The sequence below is a fragment of the Bradyrhizobium sp. I1.14.4 genome (genome assembly GCF_050435825.1).
GTDB lineage: Bacteria > Pseudomonadota > Alphaproteobacteria > Rhizobiales > Xanthobacteraceae > Bradyrhizobium.
In genome coordinates, this window is record NZ_JBNDLA010000010.1 from 249,984 (window position 1) to 263,259 (window position 13,276).

Consider the following 13,276-nt stretch of genomic DNA (forward strand, 5'->3'; position numbering starts at 1 on the left):
TATGCCTCTCCCCTCACGCGGGGCGAGGTGAAAAGGAGTCTGCTACTCGACCCGAAGTAAAGTTGTCGCGCTCTAGTAGAGCCGCGTGCGATAGGCCTCTTCCATCGCCTTCTCGGCGACCTCGACCTCGATGGCGGCGGTCTGCTCGGCGATGATCCGGCCGAGCGTCGGGAAGCTGTGGCGCTCGACCTGCGCCGCGGGATTCCAGAGCTTCGAGCGCATCAGCGCCTTGCCGCAATGGAAGTAGGTCTCGTCGACATGCACCTTGAGGCCGATGATCGGCGTCACGTTCTGCACTGTCAGCGGCGTCAGCAGATCCGGCTCCTGCGAGATCTCGGCCCGCCCGTTGATGCGCAGCGTCTCGTTGATGCCGGGCACCATGAAGATCAGCCCGATCCCGGGTGAAGCGATGATATTGCCGAACGTATCGACCCGGTTGTTGCCGCGCCGGTCCGGGATCAGCAGCGTCTTGTCGTCGATCACGGAAACGAAGCCGGGTGCATCGCCGCGCGGACTGGCGTCGGCGTGACCCTTGCCGTCGCTGGAGGCGATGACGAGGAACGGTGACAGCGCGATGAAGTCGCGGCAGAACTTGTCGAGATGATTGAGGACCTTCTTCTCGGCGAGCGGGCTCACCTGCCCGAAATGCCCGCGAAGATCCTCCTGCGACTTGACCGGTGGCTTGCCGCCTGCGCTCTGGTCCATGATTGATCTCCTTTCGTCGTTCTATATCGTATCGATACCTGAATCGTATCGATACCTGAATTTCTCCCTTGCTGTGTTGCATGCATGGGCTGCGGACACAAAGCCCGGCTGATCCCAGACGTCAGCGCCCGGGATCACATGAAGCAGGTCGCGGCTATGGCGCGGCGCAATGAAGGGCTCGGCCTTGGTGCGTTCCGCGACGATGTGTCCTTCTGCGGGACGATGATGTGCTCGGCGATCTTGGCGGCACCACGAACGCAAAACCCCTGCGGTCAACGGGAGAGACCGCAGGGGTTTGCAGGTGGATGGCGTGAGGCCAGCAAGGCTGGGTGTCACCCCAAGGACCGGCGCGCCGATGAAAGCGATACCGGCCTCGTCATGCAAGCAAGTCTTTTAGGCAGGAGTGCGTCAACATTTGCAAGCAAAGCGCGCGAGAGGATGTGATCGTCGCGCGCGCGTTGCATGCAATACTCTTGTTTGACGCGTTTTCCTTACGCGCACCGGTGTCAACTTCGCCTGAAAACGCCCTAATCGTTACGTGCGACCGCCGTCAGCTTGGTTATGTTGTGCAGCATGATCCGGCCGCGCTGCAGGTCGACAATGCCGTCCTTGCGCCAGGTCTGCAGTTGCCGGTTGACGCTTTCGCGCGCGGCGCCGACGAAGATGCCGAGCTGTTCCTGCGAGATGTGCACCTCGGAACCAAAATCCTCGGCCAACGCGCACAGCCGGCGTGCCAGGCGGACCGGCAAAGGCTGCAGCACGGATTCCTCCATCCGTTCGCTCTGCCAGCGGATGCGCTGGCACAGCAATTCGATCAGCCTGACCGCGACCTTCGGCTCGCGCTCGAGGAAGGCGAGGAAGTCCTCTCGCCGCAATACGAACAATTCGCTGGGTTCGCCCGCGGTCGCATCCGCGGTGCGATCCTGACCGTCGAGGACGGCGACCTCGCCGAACAGATCGCCGGGCCCCATGAAGTTCAGTGTGAGCCGGCTGCCGTCGGAAGCACCGGTTTCGATGCGCATCTGGCCGCGGCGCACCCCGAACAGGGCGTCGCCGCGATCACCTTTTTGGAACAACATCTCACCGATTGCGAGTTGCTGGGTGTGGCAGAGGCCTGAAAGCCGCTGCAACTCGTCCGCACCAAGATCGGCGAACATCGGGTTCATCTTCAGAATGACCGCAAATTCGGCCTGTTTGCTCATTGTATTGCCTTCCAAATCCATCCGAGCGGTCCCCTGACGCCCGGTTAGCAAAAATCACCCTCATAAGAGTGTGTGAGAGGTCACATAAGTTCATGCTGGTAACGGATTATTTTTCCGGTCGTTGGAGCGAGGTCCCGTTTGCGGGATAATCTCGTGCGATCGGCCGTGTCTTTCCGCGGTGGAACCCTGCTTGCCCGTCCTGGAACGACGACATGAGAGCACTGAAATTCATCGGCGCCGCCATCGCTGCCGTGATCGTGATCATCGCGCTGGCGGCTGTGGTCGGGATCCCGTCCTCCTTCCTCACATCTGTCATCATCGAGCGGGTCGAGCGTGAGACCGGCTACAAGCTTACCATCAATGGCGGCGCCAGGATTGGCCTCTGGCCGACCGTCAACCTGACGCTCAACGACGTCATGCTGCAGGACCCGCGGGAGCGCGAAGTCAACAACCGGTTCGCCGCCGATAGCGTCGAAGCGGAGATGACGCTGTCGAGCCTGTGGTCGGGCCAGCCTGACATCACCGATCTCGTGATCGTCAAGCCGGTGGTCAATCTGCCGCTGCAGCGCGAGCGCACCCGTGACCACAATCCGCCGGCGAAGTCTCCCGCGTCCGACAACGGTGGCATCACGATCCGGCATGTCAGCGTCACCGGCGGCACCATCGTGTTCTCCAATGTGCGCGACCGGGTCGAGAAGCGGATCGAGGCGCTCAACGTCGACGCCACCATCGGCAACGATCGCAAGATCGTCGTCACGGGTGACGCGCGCACGAGCGACAAGCCGCTGAAGTTCGATATCCGCGCGACCGCGCCTCCCGCTCCGCTGGAGCGTCAGAGCGTGGCGGCCGAATTCAACATCGATGCGCCAGGCCTGTTGCCCGCGGCGATCAAGGCCAATGCGGAAGCGCGCTTGAACGGCACGGTGGTGATGTTCAACGGCGTATCCGGCATGCTCGGCGATGGCGGTTTCACCGGCTGGGCCTCGGTCGACTTCGCCAGCAACAAGCCGCTGGTGAAGCTCGATCTCGACTTCCAGCGCGTTTCGATTGCGATGACGCCGAGCCAGCCCGGCGCGACGCAGCCGCTGGGCACCAACAGCTGGAGCAACGCGTCGATCGATCTCAACGGGCTGAACTACGTGGACGCGCAGGCGCGCATCTCGGCAGCCGAGCTCGTGATCGGCGACGGCCGCTTTATGCAGGCGGCGATCGATGCGTCGGTCGACAGCGGCGTGCTCAAGGGCCGGCTCGCCAATCTCGGCGCCTATGAAGGCACCGCCAATGGCGACGTCACGATCGACGCGAGGGCCGCTACTCCAACCTATGCGCTGCGGCTCGACCTCGCCGGCGTGCGCGCGCTGCCGGTGCTGAAAAGCCTCGCCGAATTCGACAAGCTCGACGGCAGGATGCAGGCGAAGATCACGCTGACCTCGCAAGGCAGCAGCGAGCGCGCCATCGTCGGCAATCTCGGCGGCACGGCCTTCGTCGTGTTCCAGGACGGCAAGATCCTCGGCCTCAACGTCGCGCAGATGATCCGCAACCTCACCACCGGCACATTGTCGGGCTGGCAAGAGAGCCAGGAGCTGTCAACCGATCTCAGCCAGCTCTCGGCCTCGTTCAAGGTCGACAAGGGCCAGGCGGTCACCACCGATCTCAATCTGATCGGGCCGCTGGTGAAGATGACCGGGGTCGGCACCGTCGATCTCAATACTCGCCAGATCGGATTCCGCGTCGAGCCGCAGCTCTTGATGACCACCGAAGGCCAGGGCCGCGCCGGAAATCCGGTCGGCCTCGGTATCCCCGTGATGATCGAGGGGCCTTGGGTCAGTCCGCGGATCTATCCGGAGATGCAGGGCATCCTCGACGATCCCCAGGCCGCCTATGCCAAGCTCAAGGAGATGGGCAAGGGCCTGTTCGGGGCGAACGGGCAGGGTCTCGGCCAGGGCCTGAACCAGGGCCTCAACGGGCTGAGCAATCTCCTCAACGGCGCGCAGGGCGGCGGAACCGCACCGCAGCCCGGTAGCAGCGGCCAGGGTGCTGGCGGCGCCGACGGCCAGGGCAATCCGCTCGGCGGGCAGCAGCTTGGCGACACCATCGGGACCCTGCTGCAGCAGGGTCTCTCCACCCTGAACCAGGGCAACGCCTCCCGTCCGAGCCGCAGCCTGGCCCCGCCCGCGCCGCCGGCCGCCGATCAGGCCCCGCCCCCCAGCCCTCCGCCGGCCGACACCGCCGAGCAGCATGACAATCGCGCGATGAACGACGTGCTGCGGCAGCTGTTCAACCGCTGATATTCCCGGATATCCCCCGCCAATATCGAAGGGTCGCAAGGCTAACCATGCGGCCCGAGGGGCCGCCCCGCCCCGCCGATCCGTGCTAAACAGCGCCGGATACAGTGGCGCACCCGACTGATTGGAGGGGACGGACGAGGCTGGATGAACGGGGCACCGGACAAGGGCAAGAACTGGTTCCTGCGCGGCGGCCTGTTCGCCAAATACGTCCTCGCGCTGGTCGGCCTCGTCGTGTTCGTGCTGGCGGTCAACGGCGCGCTCGAGACCTGGATCAGCTATCGCGGCATCAAGAGCACCCTCACTGACGCGATGAGCGAGAAGGCGGACGCCACCGCCAAGCACATCGAGCGGTCGATCTCCGATCTCGAGCGCCAGATCTCCTGGGTCACCCGCGCCTCCTCCAACACGATCGAGCTGCGCCGCGCCGACTATGCGCAATTGCTCGGCCAGGTTCCGGCGGTGAGCCAGCTCACGCTGATCAACGGCAACGGCCGCGAAGTGCTGCGGCTGTCGCGCCAGACCACCACCGTGAACTCCAACACCGACTTCTCCCGCGATATCAGATTCACCGAGACCATCGCCCGCGGCACCGCCTACGCGCCGGCGTATTTTCGCGACGAACGGCCGTATATGTCGATCGGCGAGCAACATTCCGGCTTCAATGCCGGCGTCACCCTGGCCGAGATCGACCTGCGCTTCCTCAACGACTATTTCGGCGATTCCCAGATCGGCCGCACGGCCGCCGCCTATGTCGTCGACGCCAAGGGCCGCGTGCTGGCGAGCTCGTCGAAGGGGCCGGAGGTCGGCAAGGATCTCGCCGCGCTGCCGCAGGTCGCCGCGGTGCTGTCGCCCGGCGGCAAGCCGATTGCCTCCGGCACTGATATCGACGGCCACGCGGTGCTGGCCACCGCGAGATCGGCGCCGGACCTCGGCTGGCACGTGTTCGTCGAGCAGCCGACAGCGCAGGCGCTCGCCCCGATCCGCGACCAGCTGGTGCGCATTGCGCTCTTGATCGCGCTCGGCCTCGTGGTCGCGATCATCGCCGGCACGATCCTGGCGCGGCGCATGCTGGTGCCGATCACCGCGCTGCGCACCGGCGCCCGGCGGCTCGGCGCCGGCGACTTCGGCCATCGCATCGAGGTGAAGACCGCCGATGAGCTGGAGGAGCTCGCCGGTCAATTCAACAGCATGGCCTCGCAGCTTGCAGAGACCTATTCCGACCTCGAAGGCAAGGTGAAGGAGCGCACCGGCGACCTCGCGCAATCGATCAACGAGCTGAAGGTGCTGGAGGAGGTCGGCCGCGCGGTGGCGTCCTCGCTCGACCTCAATGCCGTGCTGCCGACGGTCGCCGCCCGCGCGCTCGAGATCACCCATGCCGACGCCGTGCTGATCTACGGCTACGACGCCGCCCGCCGCACCTTCAACCTGACGCAATCGATCGGCATCGATGGCGAGGTCGAGGGCCATCATCGCGCGATCGATGCGGCGGACAGCCCGCTCGGCGAGGCCGCGGCGAATGGCGAGCCGCTGGCCTTTCCCGATCTCACAGGCCGGCCCGATCATCCGCTGCGCGATGTCGTGGTCGGTGCCGGCTTCCACTCGGTGCTGATGGTGCCGCTGGTCGATCAGCAGGGCGTGCTCGGCGCGCTGGTGGTGCTGCGCAAGGCGGCCGGCGATTTCTCAGCCAACATGATCGGCCTGATGAAGACCTTTGCGCATCAGGCCGTGCTGGCGATGCGCAACGCGCGGCTGTTCACCGAGGTCGACCAGAAGAGCCACGCGCTGGAGCAGGCCAATTCCACCGTGCGCGAGCAGGCCGACAAGCTCAAGCAGCAGACCGAGCAGCTGACCGACTGGAACAAGTCGCTGGAGGCGCGGGTCGAGACCCAGCTTTCCGAGATCGAGCGCATCCGCAAGCTCGAGCGTTTCCTGGCGCCGCAGGTGGCGCAGCTGATCGCCTCCTCCGACGGCCATGAGGGGCTGCTCGACAGCCATCGCCGCGAGGTCACCGTGGTGTTCTGCGACCTGCGCGGCTTCACCGCCTTCACCGAGGCGACCGAGCCGGAAGAGGCGATGAACGTGCTGCGTGAATATCACGCGGCGCTCGGCAAGCTGATCTTCAAGTACGAAGGCACGCTCGACCGCTATGCCGGCGACGGCGTGATGATCCTGTTCAACGCGCCGATCCAGCTTGCGGACCACACCCTGCGCGCGGTGAAGATGGCGGTCGAGATGCGCGACACCATCGGCGCGCTGACCGGGAAGTGGCGCAACCGCGGCCACAGCCTGGGCTTCGGCATGGGGATCGCGCTCGGCTACGCCACGCTCGGCCAGGTCGGCTTCGAGCAGCGGCTGGAATATGCCGCGATCGGCAGCGTCACCAACCTCGCCTCCCGCCTGTGCGGCGAGGCCGGGGCCGGCCAGATCGTGGTGAGCCGCCGGGTCTACGGCATGGTGGAACCCTACGTCGAGGGCCGCGCCATCGACGACCTCGTCCTGAAGGGGTTTAATCACCCGATCCTGGCCGCGGAGATCCTGAGCTGGAAGGGCGAGCCGAGCGCAGAAGCCACCGCCGCGGAATAGCCATTCCGGCCAACGGGTTACGCCGCCCCGCAACGGAACCCGATACCGCCGAACGTTGCATTCGCGGAAAAGCTGTGTATATTACGACCGTTCGATTAGCCGTTGTGCCTTGTTGAATGGTCAGAACGGCCCTTTTCCAAAGAACACCGTCAGTTGAATGGTCCGCGCAGTTTTGCGCAACAGATGCGCACAGGCGCGTTTTGGAGAAGAGAAGATGGCAACAGGTACTGTGAAGTGGTTCAACGGCCAGAAGGGCTTTGGTTTCATTCAGCCGGATGACGGCAGCAAGGATGTGTTCGTTCACATCAGCGCCGTCGAGCGCGCCGGTCTGTCCGGCCTGGCCGAAGGCCAGAAGGTGTCGTTCGAGCTGAAGACCGACAAGATGCGCGGCAAGACGAGCGCCGAGAACCTTCAGCTGGGCTGAGTTCTCGCTCGAGCATGATTTGCGAACCAGCGCTACGCGCCGGTCGCAGTGATCATGCTTCAATCAAAGCTGCAGGGTCATTCCACGGATGTACTGGAATGACCGTGAGGCCCGCGCGATCTGAAAGGGTTGGGCGGGCCTTGGTGTATTCAAGATTGGTGTGAAAGCAAGGATGACCATGACCGCCCGCACCCGTCCCGCTCCTACGCCCGGCACCCTGGCACGCGCCGAGCGGCAGCGGCTTGCGGCCGAGGAAGGCGCCCGCGCGATGGCCGAGGTCGAGCGCCAGGCAGCCGCCATGCGCAAGAACATGGAGCGGCTGCGCGCGCTCCGCGAAGCCCGCGACGTCGAAGCCGCCGCGGCGGCGGAACTGGCGCCGGCGCAGCCCGTCGCCAGGAAGAAAGCGCGCGTGAAGCGCATCGTGCGCTGACGGCTGCCCGGCAAGCGCTCGTTCCCCGCCTTCAGGGCCAACTACAAAACCCGTCATCCCCGCGCAAAGGCTTCTCCTTTGTCGCTGGAGGCGCGAGCCTTGCGGCGCACTTGCGCCGCTGGGCGAGCCTCGAAGGATGCACGGCCCCGCTCGTGCCCGTCGCCCTTCGAGACACGCTTCGCGCTCCTCAGGAGTGACGGATCAACAGCGGCGATGACCACGATCGTTCGTGTCCCGATTCAATTGTCAAACAGCCAAGGGAGACATGACGATTTCAACGCCGCGCTCGATCTGGACGGAGTCGCGGCCGCCGCGCGCGCTTTGCGGGTGTCGACGCTGTTGATGTCGGGCGGGCTGTCGCCCTGTGTGACGCAGCGCATTGTCGCAAAGCTCGCCGCGCTGGTTGATGGCGCCGAGATGCGGCATCTGCCGGCCGCCGGCCACATGCTGCCAGTGACGCATGCGGAGCGGGTCAACCCGGAGATATTGCGGCACATCCGGCGCGCCGCGGAGCTGGCAAAGCTGACGCTGGCGGCGGATGCGAACCCGCCAGCGGCGGCTCATGCCACTGCGCAGCCGGCTGGCTCGGCCAGGCCGCATCTGGTATTCAGGAGACCCTCATTTTGGGAATAGTTTGCCGATGATTTTGCCTCGCCTGCGCGCGTCTGCCCTCGCCGCCTCGGCGCTGCTGCTGCTCGCGGCCTCTCCCGCGCCTGCCGCCGACGAGGCCGACGCGGCGCCGAAGGGCGCGGCGGTGACGGTGCTGAAGGCCTCGAAATTCTGCTTCGGCAATATCGTCGAGGTCTCCGGCGTCGTGATGCCGCGCGACGAGCAGCAGATCCGGCCCGAGCGGTTCGGGCTGAAGGTGGCAGAGGTCAAGGCCGACCCCGGCGACACCGTCACCGCAGGCCAGGTGCTGGCGCGGCTCACCGACGGCGCCAACGCGATCAATCTCACAGCGCCGGTGGCGGGCACGATCTCGGCGTCGTCGGCGATCGTCGGCGCGCCGGCGTCGGGCAAGGACGCGCTGTTCACGATCATCACCAAGAGCGAATACGATCTGGTCGGCATGGTGCCGACCCGCGACATCGCCAAGCTGAAGACCGAGCAGACGGCGCGGCTGAAGATCATCGGCGCCGGCGGGATGGACGGCAAGGTGCGGCTGATCGCGCCGACGGTCGAGCCGAACAGCCAGCTCGGCCAGGTGTTCGTCGCCATCAACTCGAACCAGCGGCTGCTGGTGAATTCGAGCGGGCGGGCGCAGATCACGACCGGGCAGAGCTGCGGCGTCGCGGTGCCGCTGACCGCGATACTCTATTCCACCGCAGGCACCGTGGTGCAGGTGATCCGCGGCGGACGCGTCGAGACGCGGCGGGTCGAGACCGGCCTGATGTCGGCCGGCCAGGTCGAGATCCGCGACGGCATCCAGGAAGGCGACATCGTGGTCGCCCGCGCCGGCGCACTGCTGCGCGAAGGCGATCCGGTGCGGCCGGTCGGTGCCAGCGCGGACGCGAAGTAGGCGGCGTCGACGGCGCCACATTCACAGTGTCGTCCCGGCGAAGGCCGGGACCTATAACCACGAATGTAAATTGCCTTGAAGAGCCGTGGCCACAGCGCGGTTCAACAACTCCGCCTTGTGGTAATGGGTCCCGGCTTTCGCCGGGACGACGTGGGGAGAGAGCCCGAACTCAGCCGCCGAGCTTGATGTCTTCCAGCAGCGACGACGACACGCTCGGCACCTGCTCGCCTTCAGAGGCGCGCGAGATGGCGACGCGGGTCTTGTTGAAGGCGCTTTCGGCGCCGGCCTGGGCGTTGAGGTTGTTGATGAGCTCGGAGACCAGCACGCTGTTCGGCGCCTTGGAATCGTCCGCGACCTTGCCCGGCGTCGCCGAGGTCAGCACGATCGTGTTCTCCGGCGGGCTGATCGGCGCGAGGCCGTGCGAGAACGCGCGGAAGCGGCGCTCATAGGGATTGCGGCGGGAGGCATCGAGCACGACGAGCTTTGCCTTCGCGCCGCGCTCCTTCATCGCATCGAGCACGGACTCGACGCTGACGCCGGTGCGCTTGACGTCGGCTTCCTTCCAGATCGTGGCGTCGACCGGGATCATGTAGCTCTCGCGGCCGACCTGCACGCCGTAGCCGCCGAAGAACAGCATCACGACGGTGTCGGGGCGAATCTTGGCCTTCATGCGCTCGACCGCGCGGAACATGTCGTCCTTGGTGGCGTCCTCGACCACGTCGACGTCAAAGCCCTCGTGGCGCAGCGCGGTCGACAAGGTGCGGGCATCGTTGATCGGCTGGGCCAAAGGCGCCGCGGCGTCCGGGTAATGGCCGTTGCCGATGATCAGCGCGAGACGGGAGGCGCCGGCGGGAATGCCGCCGGTCTGCTCGGTGGTGACGGCTCCCTTGACGACATCGGGCGTCCGCTTGTTGAGCGCGGCATGGGCGCCAATCGCCAGCGACACCGTGCCGGCCACCGCCACGCAGACGGCGATGGTGCGACGGGAAATCTGAAGCTGCCTAAGGTTCATAGCGTTCCTAGTCCCAATCCTTATCCCGATGGCGCTCGAACGAAATCGCGCCAGTTAGTCGCGTCAGTGACGATCAGGTTTAATGGGGTTGAGGTGTGTGTGCCGTTGAATTGATCTCAATTTGCGGCGCCGCAACAAACACTCCCTTAACCCGGCCGGCCCGCCGGGGCAACCCGATTTGCTGGATGCTGCCGCCCGGCAGAGGCCATTGACGCCGTTAAGATCCCGTTACGTGATCTCTGTCACATTTGTGTTTTGTACGGATTCATGTAGTTTTCCAAAGGCTTGCGAGTTTGGGGGAGGACCGGGGAAACACCGCCGGGGCGGCGGCGTTAACCGGTTCCTTGAGAAGGGGATGCTTTGAGCTTCTTGGGCCTTCATGAGATCGCCGGGGCGGTGTGCCGGGCGCTGACCGCCAAAAAGGACGGCCCGTCGCTCTACGACGTCTGCGACCCCGTGCTGCAGGCCTATCGCGGCGGCGATGCCCATCTCGGAAAATTTTACCGGACCGCGCTCGGCAATCCGCCGCTGCGCGCGCTGCTCCGCCGCACCGGCCTGCCTGCCCTCAACGATCCCGACCGGCTTGCCGGCCTGCGCGCCGCACTGAGGGAGGCGCGCGACGCCGAGACGCCGGACTGGGCCGCGATCGGCGCCCCCGTCGCTGACCTGATGGACGGCATCGGCGTGCGCCACCCGGCCCCGCCGGCCGCGACCGCGCCGCCGTGCCCGCCCGGGATCGCCGAGATCGACCGCGTGATCCGGACCACCGGCGCGCATCTGTTGCGCTCGTTCGGCAAGAACGGCTTCATCCCGACCTATGCCGCCTTCAACCTGATCGGCGACGCCGACATCAGCGGGCGCGAGATGCTGATGGCGCTGACCGGGCTGAACGCCCGCGGCTACAAGAACTCGACGCTGCTGTTCAGCCTGGCACGCATCTTCATCGCGCATTCGCCGGCGCGCGCGCTGATCAACCCGCCGTGGCGCGGCATCGCCGAGCCGATGTGGGAGCCGGTGCAGATCCGCCACCGCTCGGCCTATTACGACGCCTTCTTCACCGAGGCGCTGCTCGGCTTCATCGAGACCGGGCTCGCATCGCCGGACGAGGTGGGCGCTGCACGGCGCGCGATCGCAGAGATGATGGACTTCTGCCTCAAGACCAGCGCCGAGGAGGTGCCGTCGCATGACGGCTCGGTCGTGAAGGTCATCACCGCGCTGGCGCCGGGGCGGCATCCGCGCTTCTCGCGCTTCTTCGCCCAGATCAAGCAGGACCTCGGCTTCGGCATCTATGTGCCCGACTGCGACACCACGGCGTGCTCGTTCTCGGCCGCCACCCAAGCCGGCTCCGACGATCCGATCCTGCAGCAGCCGCTGCTGGACTTCTACCGCGGCTACCAGGTGCGCGCGGGCGCCAACGAGCCGCGCGTCACCGTGCCGCTCAACGATAACATCGACTATGAGGGCGGCGTCGTCACCTGGATCGACAATCGCGCGGGCGAGCGGCCCTATGGCAACGACCTCGACCCGACGTTGAACCTCGACATCCTCGAAGTCTCGTTCCGCAACCTCGCGCGCTGGCGGATCATCGAGACGCCGCAGCGGCTGGAGACGGTGCATCGCATCATCGCCTTCCAGAAGAATCTGGTCGAAAGCGGCGCGTTCAGAAATCCGCGCTCGCACATCTATTATCTGCCCGAGCTCTATTCGGCCTATTTCGGCCGCTGCTACGCCGCCTTCATCGCGCTGCCGCTGGCGGCGCAGCGCGTCATCGATCCCGGCAACGTGTTCGCGCTGATCCGCGCCCGCGTGCTCGGCTATGTCAAGGGCGAGCTGATCGCGCACGAGATGAACCCGTTCGATGCGGCGCTCGCGCTGATGGCGCTGGCGCATCTTAACGCCGAGGTCTCGAGCTTCACGCCGGCGCTGCACTGCATCGTGCAGGGCCTCGGCGAGGGCGGCCGCAAGGGGCCCTACAAGGCCTATGAGTGGAATAAGATGAAGACGCCGACGCGCATCCTGGTCGGCGGCCCCGAGGTGACGTCGGCCTTCGTGCTGATGGGCCTCGCGCTGGCCAGGAAGCGAATGGCCAACGCTTTGTAGCCGGATGACGCGAAGTTGAAACTAGCGGAAACGCGACAGCACTGGCACGGTTGCCCAATTGCCCGCACAATCCTTGGGCACTGAACGCTTAACCCTGGCCGGGAATGCCGATGTTCAAGACGCTGCTCACTGCTGGCCTGCTGCTGTCGCTGCCAACGCTGGCTGTCGCCGCCGATATCACCGGCGTGCCGAAGATCCGCGACGGCGACCAGCTCATGATCGGCAGCGTCCGCATCCGGCTCGCCGGGATCGACGCGCCGTCGACCGACCAGCTCTGCCTCAACACCAGGGGTGAACGCTGGACCTGCGGCGTCGCCGCGCGCGACGAGCTGATCAAGCATGCCGGCAACAGGAGCTGGACCTGCCACGCCCGCTCGGTCGATCGCCGCGGCCGCACCATCGCGCGCTGCGAGGTCGATGGCGAGGACATCCAGAAATGGCTGGTCGCGAGCGGCTGGGCGCTGGCCTACACCCGCTTGTCGCACGACTACGAGCCGGACGAGAAAGCCGCGCGTGAGGCAAAAGCCGGGATGTGGCAGGGCGCGTTCATCGCGCCCTGGGACTGGCGCGTGCGCAACAAGAAGACGGCGGTGCTCGGCGCCGTGAAGCCGCCGGACGGCGCCAACGCGATCCTGCTCGCCTCGGCCTCCGGCCCGGTGGCGCCTTCGCCCGACTGCACCATCAAGGGCAACGTCAACCGCTCCGGCGAATGCATCTTCCATCAGCGGACCAGCCGCTGGTACGCCAAGATCGAGATGAAGATCAGTAAGGGCACGCGCTGGTTCTGCTCGGTCGAAGAAGCCGAGGCCGCCGGCTGCCGCGAGACGCGGCGCTGACAAATGATGGAATGAGATTTAAGTGCGACCGCATCGGCAATGCGCTCCCTCTCCCGCTTGCGGGGGAGGGTTGGGGTGGGGTTTCACCACGAATCATATTGCGGAAATGGCCCCCACACGGATTGCATCTTCGATGCAATCCGACCTCCCCCGCAAGCGGGAGAGGTAAGGAGCACG

Annotated in this window: 11 protein-coding genes; 8 read left to right on the plus strand and 3 right to left on the minus strand. The window is 65.8% G+C overall.

The features are described 5' to 3' along the window. Positions 1 to 72: 72 nt before the first annotated feature. Together ABIB78_RS21970 and ABIB78_RS21975 are read right to left on the minus strand one after the other, a co-directional pair. Positions 73 to 705, minus strand: coding sequence for a pyridoxamine 5'-phosphate oxidase family protein (locus ABIB78_RS21970; protein ID WP_429028448.1), 633 nt, complete (start codon positions 703 to 705; stop codon positions 73 to 75). A 527-nt stretch (positions 706 to 1,232) separates the two neighbouring features. Beyond that, positions 1,233 to 1,907 (minus strand): Crp/Fnr family transcriptional regulator, encoded by a 675-nt coding sequence (locus tag ABIB78_RS21975; protein ID WP_429028451.1) that lies wholly within the window; start codon positions 1,905 to 1,907, stop codon positions 1,233 to 1,235. 212 nt (positions 1,908 to 2,119) lie between these two features. Here ABIB78_RS21975 and ABIB78_RS21980 point away from each other — a divergent pair, with 212 nt between their 5' ends. The 6 genes from ABIB78_RS21980 (at position 2,120) to ABIB78_RS22005 (ending at position 9,151) form a co-directional block, all read left to right on the plus strand. Next, a complete protein-coding gene (locus tag ABIB78_RS21980; RefSeq protein WP_429028454.1) occupies positions 2,120 to 4,195 on the plus strand; it encodes an AsmA family protein in 2,076 nt (691 codons plus the stop codon). A gap of 144 nt (positions 4,196 to 4,339) precedes the next feature. Beyond that, positions 4,340 to 6,778, plus strand: a complete 2,439-nt coding sequence (locus ABIB78_RS21985) for an adenylate/guanylate cyclase domain-containing protein (protein WP_429028456.1) — start codon at positions 4,340 to 4,342, stop codon at positions 6,776 to 6,778. A gap of 214 nt (positions 6,779 to 6,992) precedes the next feature. Continuing rightward, a complete protein-coding gene (locus ABIB78_RS21990) occupies positions 6,993 to 7,202 on the plus strand; it encodes a cold-shock protein (protein ID WP_429028458.1) in 210 nt (69 codons plus the stop codon). 172 nt (positions 7,203 to 7,374) lie between these two features. Beyond that, positions 7,375 to 7,632 carry a hypothetical protein gene (locus ABIB78_RS21995; protein WP_429028461.1) on the plus strand — a complete coding sequence of 86 codons (258 nt, stop codon included), beginning with the start codon at positions 7,375 to 7,377 and terminating at the stop codon, positions 7,630 to 7,632. 213 nt (positions 7,633 to 7,845) lie between these two features. After that, complete coding sequence (locus tag ABIB78_RS22000) at positions 7,846 to 8,265, plus strand: alpha/beta fold hydrolase (protein WP_429028464.1); 420 nt, start codon at positions 7,846 to 7,848, stop codon at positions 8,263 to 8,265. Positions 8,266 to 8,272: 7 nt separating this feature from the next. Next, on the plus strand, positions 8,273 to 9,151 hold the full coding sequence (locus ABIB78_RS22005) for an efflux RND transporter periplasmic adaptor subunit (RefSeq protein ID WP_429028467.1): 879 nt from the start codon (positions 8,273 to 8,275) through the stop codon (positions 9,149 to 9,151). Between the two features lie 169 nt (positions 9,152 to 9,320). On the opposite strand, the gene ABIB78_RS22010 is transcribed toward ABIB78_RS22005, so the two are convergent. Next, positions 9,321 to 10,163: a caspase family protein gene (locus ABIB78_RS22010; RefSeq protein ID WP_429028470.1), complete on the minus strand. Its 843-nt coding sequence runs from the start codon at positions 10,161 to 10,163 to the stop codon at positions 9,321 to 9,323. A gap of 369 nt (positions 10,164 to 10,532) precedes the next feature. On the opposite strand from ABIB78_RS22010, the gene ABIB78_RS22015 reads away from it, so the two are divergent. Both ABIB78_RS22015 and ABIB78_RS22020 read left to right on the plus strand, forming a co-directional pair. Next, positions 10,533 to 12,263: a hypothetical protein gene (locus ABIB78_RS22015; RefSeq protein WP_429028545.1), complete on the plus strand. Its 1,731-nt coding sequence runs from the start codon at positions 10,533 to 10,535 to the stop codon at positions 12,261 to 12,263. 110 nt (positions 12,264 to 12,373) lie between these two features. Further along, a complete protein-coding gene (locus ABIB78_RS22020) occupies positions 12,374 to 13,099 on the plus strand; it encodes a thermonuclease family protein (protein WP_429028472.1) in 726 nt (241 codons plus the stop codon). Positions 13,100 to 13,276 lie beyond the last annotated feature (177 nt).

What these genes read in the sequence shown, in the direction of transcription:
- ABIB78_RS21970 (WP_429028448.1), bottom strand. Translation starts at nt 705, where the DNA reads ATGGACCAGAGCGCAGGCGGCAAGCCACCGGTCAAGTCGCAGGAGGAT.
- ABIB78_RS21975 (WP_429028451.1), bottom strand. Translation starts at nt 1,907, where the DNA reads ATGAGCAAACAGGCCGAATTTGCGGTCATTCTGAAGATGAACCCGATG.
- ABIB78_RS21980 (WP_429028454.1), top strand. Translation starts at nt 2,120, where the DNA reads ATGAGAGCACTGAAATTCATCGGCGCCGCCATCGCTGCCGTGATCGTG.
- ABIB78_RS21985 (WP_429028456.1), top strand. Translation starts at nt 4,340, where the DNA reads ATGAACGGGGCACCGGACAAGGGCAAGAACTGGTTCCTGCGCGGCGGC.
- ABIB78_RS21990 (WP_429028458.1), top strand. Translation starts at nt 6,993, where the DNA reads ATGGCAACAGGTACTGTGAAGTGGTTCAACGGCCAGAAGGGCTTTGGT.
- ABIB78_RS21995 (WP_429028461.1), top strand. Translation starts at nt 7,375, where the DNA reads ATGACCATGACCGCCCGCACCCGTCCCGCTCCTACGCCCGGCACCCTG.
- ABIB78_RS22000 (WP_429028464.1), top strand. Translation starts at nt 7,846, where the DNA reads ATGACCACGATCGTTCGTGTCCCGATTCAATTGTCAAACAGCCAAGGG.
- ABIB78_RS22005 (WP_429028467.1), top strand. Translation starts at nt 8,273, where the DNA reads ATGATTTTGCCTCGCCTGCGCGCGTCTGCCCTCGCCGCCTCGGCGCTG.
- ABIB78_RS22010 (WP_429028470.1), bottom strand. Translation starts at nt 10,163, where the DNA reads ATGAACCTTAGGCAGCTTCAGATTTCCCGTCGCACCATCGCCGTCTGC.
- ABIB78_RS22020 (WP_429028472.1), top strand. Translation starts at nt 12,374, where the DNA reads ATGTTCAAGACGCTGCTCACTGCTGGCCTGCTGCTGTCGCTGCCAACG.